11 protein-coding genes are annotated in these 13,571 nt (G+C 67.0%); all 11 read right to left on the minus strand.

What is annotated here, in order from left to right; all coding sequences use genetic code 11:
- Positions 1 to 10: 10 nt before the first annotated feature.
- The 11 genes from NX782_RS01460 to NX782_RS01510 all read right to left on the minus strand — a co-directional run bounded on the left by NX782_RS01460 (position 11) and on the right by NX782_RS01510 (position 13,571).
- Positions 11 to 937, minus strand: a complete 927-nt coding sequence (locus NX782_RS01460; protein ID WP_258843706.1) for a quinone oxidoreductase family protein — start codon at positions 935 to 937, stop codon at positions 11 to 13.
- Positions 937 to 1,767, minus strand: coding sequence for an SDR family NAD(P)-dependent oxidoreductase (locus NX782_RS01465; protein ID WP_258843707.1), 831 nt, complete (start codon positions 1,765 to 1,767; stop codon positions 937 to 939). The genes NX782_RS01460 and NX782_RS01465 overlap by 1 nt, the downstream gene beginning before the upstream one ends.
- A 37-nt stretch (positions 1,768 to 1,804) precedes the next feature.
- A complete protein-coding gene (locus NX782_RS01470) occupies positions 1,805 to 2,611 on the minus strand; it encodes an enoyl-CoA hydratase/isomerase family protein (protein WP_258843708.1) in 807 nt (268 codons plus the stop codon).
- 1 nt (position 2,612) lies between these two features.
- On the minus strand, positions 2,613 to 3,578 hold the full coding sequence (locus NX782_RS01475; protein ID WP_258843709.1) for a VOC family protein: 966 nt from the start codon (positions 3,576 to 3,578) through the stop codon (positions 2,613 to 2,615).
- The gene (locus tag NX782_RS01480; RefSeq protein ID WP_258843710.1) at positions 3,571 to 6,027 is read right to left on the minus strand and encodes an efflux RND transporter permease subunit; all 2,457 of its coding nucleotides are present in this window, start codon (positions 6,025 to 6,027) and stop codon (positions 3,571 to 3,573) included. Before NX782_RS01480 ends, NX782_RS01475 begins: the two co-directional genes overlap by 8 nt.
- A gap of 1 nt (position 6,028) precedes the next feature.
- Positions 6,029 to 7,177: a WD40/YVTN/BNR-like repeat-containing protein gene (locus tag NX782_RS01485; RefSeq protein ID WP_258843711.1), complete on the minus strand. Its 1,149-nt coding sequence runs from the start codon at positions 7,175 to 7,177 to the stop codon at positions 6,029 to 6,031.
- Between the two features lie 99 nt (positions 7,178 to 7,276).
- A complete protein-coding gene (locus NX782_RS01490) occupies positions 7,277 to 8,632 on the minus strand; it encodes a DUF1329 domain-containing protein (protein ID WP_258843712.1) in 1,356 nt (451 codons plus the stop codon).
- Between the two features lie 26 nt (positions 8,633 to 8,658).
- The gene (locus tag NX782_RS01495; protein WP_258843713.1) at positions 8,659 to 10,338 is read right to left on the minus strand and encodes a DUF1302 domain-containing protein; all 1,680 of its coding nucleotides are present in this window, start codon (positions 10,336 to 10,338) and stop codon (positions 8,659 to 8,661) included.
- 210 nt (positions 10,339 to 10,548) lie between these two features.
- Positions 10,549 to 11,400 (minus strand): SDR family oxidoreductase, encoded by an 852-nt coding sequence (locus NX782_RS01500; RefSeq protein WP_258843714.1) that lies wholly within the window; start codon positions 11,398 to 11,400, stop codon positions 10,549 to 10,551.
- 96 nt (positions 11,401 to 11,496) lie between these two features.
- Positions 11,497 to 12,669: a thiolase family protein gene (locus NX782_RS01505; protein ID WP_258843715.1), complete on the minus strand. Its 1,173-nt coding sequence runs from the start codon at positions 12,667 to 12,669 to the stop codon at positions 11,497 to 11,499.
- Positions 12,666 to 13,571, minus strand: a complete 906-nt coding sequence (locus tag NX782_RS01510) for a 3-hydroxyacyl-CoA dehydrogenase (protein WP_258843716.1) — start codon at positions 13,569 to 13,571, stop codon at positions 12,666 to 12,668. The genes NX782_RS01505 and NX782_RS01510 overlap by 4 nt, the downstream gene beginning before the upstream one ends.

A 13,571-nucleotide genomic window follows, 5' to 3' on the forward strand; every position in this document is an offset into this window, starting at 1 on the left:
GGCCATACCCTCAGGCGCGCACGCGCGCGGTGATCTTCGCATGCGGCCCGCCGACCTGCGCCGCCCACGCCGCGCCGGCGTCGTCGAAGGCAAAATCGGTGTAATCGATCCGGATGTCCTGTTCGCGCGCGATGCGCAGCAGTCGCTCCCAGATCGCGCGGCGGTCGGCCGGCGGACGCTGGCCGGTGCCGATGCAGGACAGTGTGCGGAACAGCAGGTCGGCAATGTCCAGGTTGACCTGGCGTCCGGCGCCGGTGCCGATGGTCATGATGCGTGCGCCCCAGCGCGTGGCCTTGAGCGCGCTGAGCATCGGCTGGCCGCAGACCAGGTCGAGCACCACGTCGAAGCCGCCGTCCGTGGCGGCCTTGAGGGCCGCGACATCGTCCTCGCCGCCCATCACGACGACCTCGTCGGCGATGCCGCGCTCCTTCAGCCGCGCCAGCGCTTCGCGCGAGCGCGCCGCCGCCACCACGCGCCCGGCGCCGAGGAAGCGCGCCAGCTGCAGCGCGATCTGGCCCAGCGTTCCGGTCGCACCGAGCACCAGCACCTGTTCGCCCGGCTGGATTTTCGCGTGTTCCAGCGGCACCAGCGCGCCGGTGGCGGCGATGCCCATCGCAATCGCGGTACGGTCGTCGACGTCGTCCGGCACGTCCCAGACTTCCTCGGCCGGCACCAGGGTGCGCTCGGCCCAGGCGCCGTAGGGCAGCACCGAGCGTTCGCCGAAGTAGACGCGGCGTCCGTCCCGGGTCCGTCCCACGCCTTCGCCGCGGATCACGCAGGGATAGGCCACGCCGAGGCGGTAGGCGCCCAGCACGTCCCAGCCGCCCAGCCCGGCGGTATCGACCTCGATCAGCACCGCGCCGTCGCGCGCCGCCGGCTCGGGAAAATCGCCGATGACCGGCGCCGCGCCGCGTTCATGAATGATGGCAGCCTTCATCACATTCCCTTCGCGCCGGTTTGCGCAAACAAGGCCTTCATCGCCACCAGGGAAGGCGTATGGCTGCCGAAGCCGCCGTCGGCGACCAGCGTGGTGCCGGTGACGAAAGCCGATTCGTCGGACGCCAGGAAGGCCACCACGTCGGCGATCTGGCGCGGCGTGCCCAGTTCGGGCGTCAGGTGGTTCTCGCGCAGGATCTCGAGCAGCGGCGCCGGCATGCTCTCGTGTGCGTTCTCGGCCGGGGCCAGCCCGATCTGCAGCGCGTTCGAGCGGATGCCCTGCTTGCCATACTGCGCCGCCACCGAGCGCGCCAGCATGATCAGCGCCGCTTTCGAAGCGGCATAGGCCGTCAGTGACAGGTCGCCCTGCACGCCCAGGCCCGAGGTGACGAAGATCACCGAGCCGCGCCCGTGCTTGAGCATCTCGCGGATCGCGTATTTACTGCACAGCATGGCGCCGCGCAGGTTGACCGCCATGGCGCGATCCCATGCTTCGACGTCCATGTTGACGACGTCGCGGTCGCGCCGGCGCTGCTCCACGCTCAGGATGGCCGCATTGTTGTGCAGGACGTCGACGCGGCCGAAGCGCGCCACTACCGCCTCGACCATCGCGCTGACCTCGGGCTCGCTCGAGATGTCGCATTGCAGCGCCAGGGCTTGCCCGCCCTGCGCCTCGATGCCGGCCGCCACACGGCGCGCGGCTTCACCGTCGATGTCGACGACGGCCACGCGAGCTCCATGCGCCGCAAGCACGCGCGCCGCCTCGGCGCCCAGGCCGCCGCCGGCGCCTGTCAGGATGGCGACCCGCCCGTCCAGCTTTCCTTTGTTCACTGCGTCATCCATTTCCGGTCTCCGTCAGGGGCCGCGTTCAGCGGCCGATAAAATTGGGCGGCCGCTTCTCGCTGAACGCCAGCGCGGCTTCGCGTGCATCTTCGCTCGGCTTGAGCATGGCGAAGAGGTCCAGTTCGAGGTCCAGGCCCTGCTTCAGTTCCAGCTCGAGGGCACTGCGTGCTGCGCGCTTGACCGACAGCGTGGCGGCGGGCGCACGCGCCGCGATGCGCTGGGCAAAGCTGCGGACTTCGCCGATCAGCGCATCCGATTCGCTTGCAACGCGCGTGACCAGTCCGATGTCCCTGGCTGCTGCCGCGTCGAGGCGCTCGCCGGTGAGCAGCAGGTCCATCGCCCGCCCTGGGCCGACCACGCGCGCCAGGCGCTGGGTGCCGCCGCCGCCGGGAATCAGGCCGAGCGCCGTCTCCGGCAGGCTGAATACCGCGTCCGGCGCGGCGTAGCGGATGTCGCAGGCCAGCGCCAGTTCCAGGCCGCCACCCATGCAATAACCATGCACCGCGGCGATCACCGGCTTCTGCACCGCGTCGATCGCCTCGATCCAGCGCGCACGCTGCATCCGGCTGCGCACTTCGATCGCGGTTTCCGGACCACGCTTTTCCTTGATGTCGGCGCCGGCGCAAAATCCGCGCGGCCCGGCGCCGCGGATCGCGATGACGCGGATGGCCGGGTCGGCGTCGAGTTCGCGCAGCGCCTGCGGCACGCCGGCGCGGATGTCGTCGTTGATGGCGTTGATCTGGCCCGGGCGGGTCAGCACTACCCAGCCGAGGGTGCCGTCGCGCTCGATGGTCACGGCATCGTTGACGACGATCGATTCGCTCTGGTCCATGTCAGGCTTCCTCGAATTCGACGACCTGGCCGCGCAATTCCGAAGGCTCGATCCGGATCAGCGGACGCCCGCCCGCCGACTCCGCTTCTTCGACCCAGGTGAAGCGCGTCCCGCGCGCACGCAAGTCCTCGGCCTTGGCCTGCAAGCCGTTCACGGCGATGCGGATGTAGTACAGGCCGGGGCCCCAGTTGTTGAGGTAGTGCGCGGCCGGCGTATTCCAGGCGGTCGGCTGGATCACGTGCAGGGCTGCGCTGTTGGCGACGGCGAAGGGCATCACCGCGCGGCGCTGGCCTTCGCGCTTCAACAGTTCGACGCCGTCACGCGGCTCCCAGTCCAGGTTGCTTGAGCAGCAGCGCAGGGTGTGGTCGAGATCGCGCACCAGGAAGGCGCGCGCGCTGATCCTCACCATGTCGCCCGGCTTCGGCTCGCGCGGCTGCGCCGGCGGGCTGGCGAAGGTCTCGGGCGGCATCTGCAGCGGCTCGGTCGGCATCACCTCGATGCACAGGCCGCCGTCGACGTCCGGCGTATAGCGCGGACGCTCCGGCGTAGCGCCCAGCCACAGGCGGTCGAAGGGCATCTCGGGGGTGCGCTGGGCCATGCGGAAGGCCAGGCCGCGGCGCATCAGCTTGTCCACGAAGATGTCGAACTTCGGCCCCTGCAGCGCCAGCACCACCGAGTGCGTCAGCATCGGGCGGTGGCGCCCCTGGTAATCCTTCAGGCTCTCGAGGAATTCGTGGAACATCGGGTCGCCCGGGTTATCGTGATCCAGGTGCCACTGCGGCTCGAGGCGCGTCGGCGCCACCGCCAGCGACTTGTGGACACGCAGGAAATGGGCGATGTAGGGATGGTTATCGAAGGCCTGGCGCCAGTTCGGATGGCTGTGGACGCCCAGTTTGTTCACCAGCAGGTCGGTCATGCCGTCCGGGTCGGGCAGCATCATGTCGGCTGACAGCAGCAGGTCAAACATAGTTTTTCTCCAAGGTAGGGCTGACGCGCGTATCGTCCTGGGCGCGACGGGGATTGAGCAGGAAATAGGAGAGCGCCGGCGTGAGCACCAGCGCACCCAACATATTCCACAAGAACATGAAGGTCAGCAGGATGCCCATATCGGCCTGAAACTTGATCGGCGACCAGGCCCAGGTCACGACGCCGGCCGCCATCGTCATGCCCACCAGGGCCACCACCTTGCCGGTGAAGTCGAGCGAACGCCGGTAGGCCGCGCGCAGGCTGTCGCCGCGGCGCTGGCAGGCCAGCTGCACCGACAGCAGGTAGAGCGCGTAGTCGACCCCGACCCCTACCCCGACCGCGATCACCGGCAGCGTCGCGACCTTCAGGCCGATCCCGAGCCAGACCATCAGCGCTTTGCACAGGATGGTGGTGATCACCAGCGGGATCAGGGCCACGACGGTGGCGCGGATGCTGCGGAAGGTGATCAGGCACAGCAAGGCGGTCGAGCCGTAGACGGCCAGGTACATCATGACGATGCTTTTTCCGACCTCGATGTTGGTGGCGGCTTCGATACCGGCGCTACCGGCCGCCAGCAGGAAGGCCACCGGCTCCTTGGCCCCGGCCGGGGTATTGTTGGCCTGGGCATACTGGCTCGAAGTCTTGAGGATGCGCGCCACGGTGTCGGCCCTGTGGTCGCGCAGGTAGACCACCAGCGGCGACACCGAGCAGCTCTGGTTGGTGATGTCGGGCGTGGCGATCGCCGCCGCCGACATCGCGCCGTCGGTGATCGACTGGTTGCGGCTGATCGTCATCCACTTGCCGCTACCTTCCGACATCGCGGCGGTGGTGAAGCGCACGGTCTCGGCCAGCGAGGTGGTGGCCTGCACCGCCGGGTCGTCGCGCAGCAGCTGCGCCAGGCCATCCATCTTGGTCAATGCCGAATACAGGCGGCAACCTTCGTCGTCGGTTTTCATGATCACCACGAACTGGTCGCTCGACAGGCCGTAGTGGCGCGTGATGTAGGCGTTGTCGCGGTTGTAGCGCGAGTCCGGACGCAGCTCCGGCGCGCCGGCGTCGAGGTCGCCGATGCGCAGGCCCTGCATCGCGATCGCCGAGACGGCGGTCACGACCAGCGCCACGGCGGTCGTGCCGATGGCCATGCGGCGGCCGGTGAGTCCGTCGAGGCGTCCCCACACGCGGCCCAGCGCCGACTGGCCCTCGGCCATGTCGCGGTCGGATTCCAGGGCGCGCTGCGCCGCCTTGGCGCCGATACCGATGTAGGACAGCGCCACCGGGATCAGGAACAGCTTGGTGAAGACCAGCACCGATACGCCGATGCTGGTGGTGATCGCCAGGTCGCGGATCACGGGAATGTCGATGATGATCAGCACTGCAAAACCGACGATGTTGGCCAGCAGCGCCGTCACGCCGGCCACGAACAGGCGGCGGAAGGTATAGCGCGCGGCGACGTACTTGTGGGTCCCGCGTCCGATGTCCTGGATGATGCCGTTCATCTTCTGCGCCCCATGCGACAGGCCGATCGCGAAGATCAGGAAAGGCACCAGGATGGAATACGGGTCCAGTTCGTAACCGAGCAGTTGCATCAGGCCCAACAGCCAGACCACACCCAGCACCGCCGCCGACACCAGTAGCGCCGTACTGCGTAGGCAGCGCGTGTACAGGTAAACGAACAGGGTGGCGACAGCCACAGAGACCGCGAAGAACAGCATCACCGATTTCAGTCCATCGATCAGGTCGCCGACGATCTTGGCAAAGCCGACGATATGGATGCCGACCTTGGCGCTCTCGTAGGTGCGGATCTTTTCTTCCAGCTTGCGCGAGAAGGCGCCGTAGTCGAGCGGCTGGCCGGTCTTCGGATCGGTGTCGAGGAGCGGCGCGACGATCATGCTCGACTTCATGTCGAGCGCCACCAGGCGCCCGACAATGCCGGCCTTGCCGACGTTGTCGCGCAGCTTGGCCAGCTCGGCGGCGCTGCCGTCGAACTGCGCCGGCATCACCGGGCCGCCAGTGATGCCGTCTTCCGTCACCTCGCGCCAGCGCACGATCGGCATCCAGATCGACTTCATCCACGAGCGGTCGACGCCGTCGATCATGTACAGGTCGTCGTTCACCTTGCGCATGACGTCCAGGTAGGCGGGATCGAAGATATCGCCGGTCTTGTTCTCGACCACGATCCGCACCGTGTTGCCGAGGCCGGGCAGCTGCTTCTTGTAGGCCAGGTAGTTCTGGATGTAGGGACTGCCGAGCGGAATCATGCGCTCGAAATTGGCGTTGACCTTGATACGGGTGGCCGAATAGCCGAGGAACAGCGTGGCCAGCAGGCAGGCCAGCAGCACCAGTAAACGGTGGTTGAAGATCAGGCGTTCCAGCAAGTTGCCGGAATGCCGGTCGAAGTCTTGCACGTCCCGGACCACGGGCATGCGGGGTTGTTCGCTGTGCGCTGCCATGTCAGTTCTTCCCAATTCTTGCGCTATCCGCGCCACAGCCCGGAATCCGGGCGAGTCTTGCGCCGGTGCTGCCGGCCAGCGCCAGCTGGCCTGGTCCCGCCAGCACGGCGCCGGCCAGGTCGCCAGCGCGCGCCACGCCCGCGTCGGCGACCTGGCCGTTGCGGCTGAGGAGAACCTGACCCGCCTGGGTCACGAAGGCCAGCTCGCCCGGCGCGCAAGCCAGCGCGTCGACCACCGTCGCCTGGGTGGCGAGCGGGATGCGCTGCCAGCTGGCGCCCTTGTCGGCGCTGATGTAGGCGTTGCCGCGCAGGCCGAATGCCGCCAGTCCGGCCTCGCTTGCTTTCAGCCCGAAGAAGGTGCCCGCATACGGGGATTCCAGGGCCACGAAGCGTCCACTCGCGCGGTCATAGCGCCGCAGCAGGCCCTGCTCGCCGGCCAGGTAGAGTGCGCCGTCGGCCGTGTACTCGAGCGCGTACAGGTGCATGCGGCGGTCATTGGCCGCCCGTTCGAGCCACGGCTCCCAGCGATTGCCGCCATCGCGGGTGTGCAGGAGCAGGCCGAAGGCGCCCGCCAGGAAGCCTTCGCCCCCGGTGTCGATGCGGATGTCCAGGAAGGGGTGGGCCAGGACATCTGGCGTGGCCGACTGCGCTGCCGCGCGCGCGATCTCGTCCAGGATGGCCGCAGCGCCCGCATCCCCGGCGGAGGACAGCTTGCGGTAATGCGCGTTCAGGAGGGCAAGCAGGCTGCGTCCGTCGAGAACCTTGCTCCAGGTCGCGCCGTGATCAAGGCTGCGCAACACGACGCCGTCATGGCCAAGCGCCCAGGCGCTGCCCGGCGCGACGAAGCGCACGGTGGTGAGGTCGGCGCTCACCGGCGACTGCACCTGCTTCCAGGTCTTGCCGGTGTCCCTGGACACCAGGATGGTGCCGCGGGCGCCGACGGCGATCATGGTATTTTCCTGTGCGGCGATTCCCGACAGCGGCCGCTTGAGCGCCGCCTGCGAAAGAGCGGCGGGCAGGTCGATGGGGTCGTGGCTTGGGGGTGCGGCAGCGGCGGCTGCCGCCAGGCAGGCCAACAGGAGCGCGAGCGCAGGGCGCAAGACCCGGGCCGGTGCTGCCGGGCGCGGGCGAAAGGGATGAAAACTGTTCACAGCTGACTCCGTGGTGATGCGTGGTTCCGGGCAGCCGGCCGCGGCGCGAAGGCCACGGCCGGTACAGGCCGCACAGGCCTGTCAGGCTGATCGCCCGGATCAGCGGGCCGTTTCCTTGGCCACGATGCTTTCCGGGTTCAGGTCGCGGTTCGAACGCGGCTTGGTGACCACCCCGTAGCCGCCGACCAGGCCGTCGTTGACCAGCGCATACATGCCCTTGTTGAAGTCGAAGATCACGTTCTTGACGGTGTAAGGCGCGTTGACGTCATACAGCTGGACCATCGAGTTGAAGATCGAGCGGTAAAGCTGGCCGCTGCGGTCGTAGGCGTCGTACAGCATGGCGCCGTAGGTATCCTCGTCGATGTAGTAGGTGCGTTTCGCGTAGGCGTGGCGGAAGCCCTGCTTGAGCGTCGCCTCGACCACCCACATGCGGTGCAGCTCCCAGCGCCAGCAGGCCGGGTTCGGGTATTTTTCCTTGAACTGCTCTTCCACGCCGCAGCCGAAGTACAGCTTGTAAGCGTTGTAAGGGACGTACATCTCTTTCTTGCCGACCAGCTTGAAGTCGAAGCGGTCCATCTGGCCCGAGAATACGAACAGCTCGTCGAACAGCGTCACGCCGCCCATGCTCGCCACCGGGGTGTCGTAGGAGAATTCGGGCGCCAGCTTGATACGGCGCTGGCCAGGCGCATAGCTCCAGGCGCGGCGCGGTTTCTGGGTCGGGTCGAGGAAGTCCATCAGGCCGGTCACCTCGCCCGCCTTGCGGATCGGTGCGCTGGTGACCGAATAGGTGCGCCAGTACATCTGCTCGTCGCGGCCGTCGAGGTCGGCGTGGTAGTAAGGCGTCTCCTCGAAGGTCTGCTGCTGGGCCGTCATCACCGCCTTGCCGCTGGAATCGACCACCCACGAGCGCGAAGACTTGGTGGTCGTGTCGGCCTTGTAGCGCAGTTGCTGGTTCCACATCATCTCGTAACCAGTCTTGGCGATCGGGAACGGGATGCCGCCGCGGCAGTCCTGCTCGACCGCCAGGCCGTTCTTGGCAGTCTTGCACGAGGTGGCATTGCGCACGGTCTTGGCCAGCACCGCCTCCGGCAAGGCGGCGGTACGATGGCTTGGGTACACGTCCATGTAGAAGTCGGGATTCTTCTTGAACAGCTCCTTCTGGCCGTCGGACAACTTGTCGGCGTTCTGCTGCCAGTTCTTGGCGTCGATGCGCAGGATCGGCGCTTCGTCCTTGAACGGGTCGGCCCAGACACCGCTGCCGGGCTTGAAGCCGGCGGGCGCCTTGGTCAGGCCGCCGGTGTAGGCCGGGATCGTGCCCTCCTTGTTGCCGGCCTTGATGGCGCCGATCTGGGTCAGTGTGGAACCCAGCTGCTTGGCGTCCTCCGCGGTCACTTCGGCGCGGGAAGTGGCAGCCAGGCAGGCCAGCAGCGCCATTGCGAGTCGATGCTTGTTCATGTCTTGTCTCCTGTTTCGCGGCGTTTTCAGAATGCCGTCTTGAAGGTTAATGACAGCCAGCCGCGGTCGATGACCCCGACCGACGAATTGCTGTGCGCGGCGCCACCGGTGATCTTGCCGTTCAGTTCGCGCACGGGCAAGTTGCGGTCGGCATAGTTCAGTGCAAATTCGTATTTCGATGCATACGTCATGCTGGCCCCGACGGACCAGCGCAGCTCACCCTCGGTGCCGCCGCCGGAAGTCGGCGCGTTGCCGGACAGTCCGTAGTTGATGCTGACGGGAATGCTCAAGTCCCACGACGGCAGCACGTTGAGGTACTGGGGCGTGAACTTCAAGGCCACGATCCAGGCGTCCTTGGTCGAGCAGCCGTCGTCCTTGTTGCCGGAACCGGCCTTGCCTGTGCGCGAATCGACGCAGGTGGCCGCACCCACCGAACGATACAGGGCCGGATTGGTGGTGACCTTGTCGAGCCGGTTGTAGGCCAGCTCGGCAACCAGGGTGCCGGTCTGCCAGACCGACGTCGCCGGCAGCATGTAGATGCCGTTTACTACCGCGTGCCAGGTATTGCCGCGCGCCCCAGTATCGGTCACCACCGAAGACGGCGTGTTCAGCGCGCCATTCTTGCGGTAGGAGAGTTCGGCGCCCACCGCGACGGAATGGATGACGCGTCCGAAGGAGAGGCTCATTTGCTTGACGTCCTGCGGATACAGGAAACGCGCCTGGGTCGGCAACGGGCCTTTGAAATTAAGCAACTGGACGCCGAGCTCCGGCGAATAATCGTCGAATTGGCGGAAATAGGCGCCGAAGGTCGACTCGATAGCCTCGACGTTCCAGCGCGCGCCGACGCCCCAGTTACCACGCTGGCTGGGCTTGCGCGCCTCGATGATCTGGGCTGCGACGCCCGGGATCGGGAAGGCCAGGAGGTCGGACGACGGCGCGGTGTCGGCGCCCATCAAGTAGGTGCCGGCATGCGGGATGCGGGTCGGCTTCCACTCATAGTAATACTGGCCGACCAGGGTCAGGTTGTCGGTGACCTGGGCGCTGGCATGGATCTGGCCGACCGGAAGGAATACCTCCTTGGTTTCGACGCCGGGGTTGATCGCGGCCTTGACGCCGTCCACCGGCGACTGCCCGTACGAGATCGCGTGGGCGCCGAGCAGCAGGCCTTCGCCCCACACGTTGGTCTGGCGTCCCACCTTGACGTTGACAGGCACCTTGCCCAGGTCGAGGTTGGCCCACACGAAGGCGTCGAGGATTTCGCCCGAGGGGCCGTTCACATAGCGCGCCACCTCGTTGTTGTACTGGTTGTTACGGTAGGCTGTGGCGAAGCCGGCCGGCGACCTGACCGTGTGGTCGTCGTAGGCATGGTCGTACCAGGCGGCGGCCGAGACGCGCGCCCCGACCTTGTTCTTGTAGCTGACATCGAATTCCGTCAGAAGGTCGAGACGATTGGTGACCATGTCGCCGCGGTCGAACTTCGAATCGCCTTCGTCGTAGATGTAGTTGTTCAGCAGCCGGCTGTCGGGCTTTTCGGTACGGACGCCGCCGGTGTAGCGCACCGTCGTATCGAGCCTTACCTTGAGGTCGGGGTTGCTGACCTCGATCTCGCCCGCCAGCGCCTGGCCGGCGCAGGCGAATGCGGCTGCCGCCGCGATGCCGCGCATTGCGTGGCCTGCAAGAATGGGAATACCGCTTGCGTGCTTCATGGACCTGTCTCCTGTCGTTATCGTTATGGCGAATCGTTTGAAAATCGCTCAGCACTGCTTGTCCAGTCCTCCCATGAACCGTGCTGCTCGACTGTCTTCGGCCCAACGGAAACGAGACTCTTGACGGGTTTTGATTGTAGCAAGAATAAATCAGTTATTCTACTGTTCGATTAAGATTCTGTATTTAGAATTTTCAAAGAGACATTCCGCTCATTCGGCAGTTGCGCCAGCAAAGCGTTCGCGGGCCATCTCCGTGAATTCGCGCTTAAGCGTCGGGTAGTAGGCAATCTGTCCCTGCAGCCCGCCGGCGATGTCGATCGACGCCGCGCTGATGAAGCTCGCGTACTCGCTGGCCAGGAACAGCGCCATGCCGGCCACGTCCTCGGGCTTGCCGAAGCGCCCCAGCGGCACGACCTTCAGTACCATCCTGTCGAATTCCTCGCGCGTGACGCCTGGCCCCACTTCGCGGAAATGGCGCTCCCACTGGCCGGTATCGATCCAGCCCATGTTGAGCGAGTTGACCAGGATGTTGTCCCTGGCGAGCGACATGCCCAGTGACTTCGACAGCGCCAGGCAGGCGGCGCGATTGATTACCGAGGGAATGCCGTCGGGCGTGGGGATGGCGCCGGCCAGGGCATTGATCTCGACGATGCGCCCCCAGCGCTGGCGGCGCATATGAGGCACTACCGCCTGCACGAAGCGGAAATGCCCCATCTGCAGGATATTGGCGTGTTCGAGGATCTGTTCGGGCGTGAGGGTGTCGAGGTTGCCGCCGCGGCCCTGCCCCGCGTTGTTGATCAATACGTCGACACCGCCCCAGCTGGCGGCGACTTCCTCGACGAAGGCCTTGACGCCGGCGCTGTCGGTCACGTCGACGGCGCGGGCGATGACCGCCTGCGCCTGGTGCGCCAGTTCGGCGCCGCTCGCCTGGATCGCCTCCGCACTGCGGGCGCAGATGGCGACGCGGGCGCCCTCCGCCGCGAAGGCGCGGGCAATGGCCAGGCCGATGCCGCGCGATGCGCCGGTGACGATGACGCGCTTGCCGCTCAAGTCGATATGCATTGCTGTCTCCTGTTGTCGTGCTGCGGTACTGTCGTACTGCCAGCGGCGGCCGGTTCTGTGCCGGTCCTGCCGTCCTGCCGTCCTGCCGTCTTGCGCCTAGATCCGCTCGATCAGGGTCGCGGTGCCCATGCCGCCGGCGCAGCAGATCGCCTGCAAGCCATAGCGCGCATCGCGCCTTTCCAGTTCGTGAAGCAGCGAGGTCATGATGCGGGCGCCGCTGGCGCCCAGCGGGTGCCCGAGCGCGATCGCCCCGCCGTTCACGTTCAGCCGGTCGAGCGGAACGTCCAGTTCCCGCGCCCACATCAGCGGCACCGGGGCGAAGGCCTCGTTGACCTCGAACAGGTCGATGTCAGCGACCGCCAGCCCGGCCATGTCCAGCACCTTGCGGGTCGCGGCCACCGGCCCGGTCAGCATCAGGGTTGGGTCCGAGCCAACGGTCGTGAAAGCACGGATGCGGGCGCGTGGCTTGAGGCCGAGGCGGTCCACGGCCTCCCCGGACATCAGGAGCAGCAGCGCCGCGCCGTCCGAGATCTGCGAGGAGTTGCCGGCGCTGAGCTTGCCGTCCTCGCGGAAGCTCGACTTCAGCGTGGCCAGCTTCTCGGCGTTGGTGCCGGGACGGATGGTCTCGTCGGCATCCAAAGTTGCGGGCGCCGACTCCGCCCAGCCGCGCTCCATCAGCGCCGCCACCGGCACGCCGGCGATCTCGCGCCGGAAATGGCCGGCCTGCGCGGCCGCGGCGGCGCGCCGGTGGCTTTCGACCGCGTATGCGTCCAGTTCGGCGCGGCTGAAATTCCACTTGTCGGCGATGCGTTCGGCCGCCTCGCCCTGGCTGGTCAACTCGTACCGGTCGGATGCCATCCAGCCGAAGGCTTCGCCATAGATCTCGCGATTGCCGCCCATGCGCACCCGGCTCATGTTCTCGGCGCCGCCCGCCACCACCACCCGGGCGGCGCCGGCGGCGATCATGCCGGCCGCCAGGTGGACGGCCACCTCGCCGGAACCGCACTTGCGGTCGATCGTCAGGCCCGGAATCGATGCCGGCCAGCCGGCGCCGAGCAAGGCCGTACGCGCGATGTTGGCCGACTGCTCGCCGACCTGGGTCACGCAGCCGAAGATGACGTCGTCGACCGCGCCGGCATCGATCCCGGCGCGCTCCATGAGCTGATTCAGCAGGTGCGCCGCCAGGTGATCGGCGCGCACGCCGGCCAGGCTGCCCTTGTACTTGCCGACCGGGGTGCGCAGCGCCTCGACGATGTAGACATCCTTCATAGCGCGCTCGCCTTCAGGCCCGAACCCGGCACCCGCTGTCCGGCTTCGTCGTAGCGGTAGACGCCGTGGCCGGTCTTGCGCCCGTGGCGGCCGGCGGCGACCATCTTGATGATCAGCGGGCATGGGCGGAACTTCTCGCCGAGCGTCGCATGCAGGTAGCGCAGCACCGACAAACGGGTGTCCCAGCCGGTCAGGTCGCCCAGTTCCAGGGGTCCCATCGGGTGGTTGAAGCCCATCCGCAGCGCGGTGTCGATATCCTCGGCACTGGCGGTACCCTCCTGCAGCATCCACATCGCCTCGTTGCCGAGCATGGCCGACATGCGGCTGGTGGTCAGGCCCGGCGACTCGTTGACCAGGATCGAGGTCTTGCCGATCGCATCGCACCACGCACGGCTGCGCGCGACGGTGTCGGCATCGGTGGCGATGCCCAGCACCAGCTCCACCAGCTTCATCTTGTGCACCGGATTGAAGAAGTGCATGCCGATCACCCGCTCCGGCCGCGGTACCGAAGCCGCGATCTCGGTCACCGACAAGGCCGAGGTATTCGTCGCCAGCAGCGCGCCTTCAGCCAGCAGCGGCACCGCTTCGGCCAGCACCGCCTTCTTGAGCGCGAGGTTCTCGGACACCGTTTCGACCAGCAGGCTGGCCCCTGGGGCGCCCTCCGCGAGGGCGGTATGGACGCTCAAGCGCTCCTTGGCGGCGGCGGCCGCTTCCGGCACCAGCTTGCCGAGCTTGACGCCGCCGTCGATGATGGCGTGGATGTTCTGCAGCGCCTTGTCGAGGGCCTGGCCATTGCTGTCGACCAGGCGCGTAGCGAACCCGCTGCTCGCGAATGCGTGGGCGATGCCGGTACCCATCAGCCCAGCCCCGACCACCACCACGATTTGATTATTGTCGATCAT

It is taken from the genome of Massilia norwichensis (assembly GCF_024753245.1).
GTDB lineage: Bacteria > Pseudomonadota > Gammaproteobacteria > Burkholderiales > Burkholderiaceae_D > Telluria > Telluria norwichensis.

Bases quoted from the DNA above. Each gene is read 5' to 3' on its own strand.
- NX782_RS01500 (WP_258843714.1), bottom strand. From the start codon at position 11,400: ATGCATATCGACTTGAGCGGCAAGCGCGTCATCGTCACCGGCGCATCG.
- NX782_RS01475 (WP_258843709.1), bottom strand. From the start codon at position 3,578: ATGTTTGACCTGCTGCTGTCAGCCGACATGATGCTGCCCGACCCGGAC.
- NX782_RS01470 (WP_258843708.1), bottom strand. From the start codon at position 2,611: ATGGACCAGAGCGAATCGATCGTCGTCAACGATGCCGTGACCATCGAG.
- NX782_RS01490 (WP_258843712.1), bottom strand. From the start codon at position 8,632: ATGAACAAGCATCGACTCGCAATGGCGCTGCTGGCCTGCCTGGCTGCC.
- NX782_RS01495 (WP_258843713.1), bottom strand. From the start codon at position 10,338: ATGAAGCACGCAAGCGGTATTCCCATTCTTGCAGGCCACGCAATGCGC.
- NX782_RS01505 (WP_258843715.1), bottom strand. From the start codon at position 12,669: ATGAAGGATGTCTACATCGTCGAGGCGCTGCGCACCCCGGTCGGCAAG.
- NX782_RS01480 (WP_258843710.1), bottom strand. From the start codon at position 6,027: ATGGCAGCGCACAGCGAACAACCCCGCATGCCCGTGGTCCGGGACGTG.
- NX782_RS01460 (WP_258843706.1), bottom strand. From the start codon at position 937: ATGAAGGCTGCCATCATTCATGAACGCGGCGCGGCGCCGGTCATCGGC.
- NX782_RS01510 (WP_258843716.1), bottom strand. From the start codon at position 13,571: ATGATCGACAATAATCAAATCGTGGTGGTGGTCGGGGCTGGGCTGATG.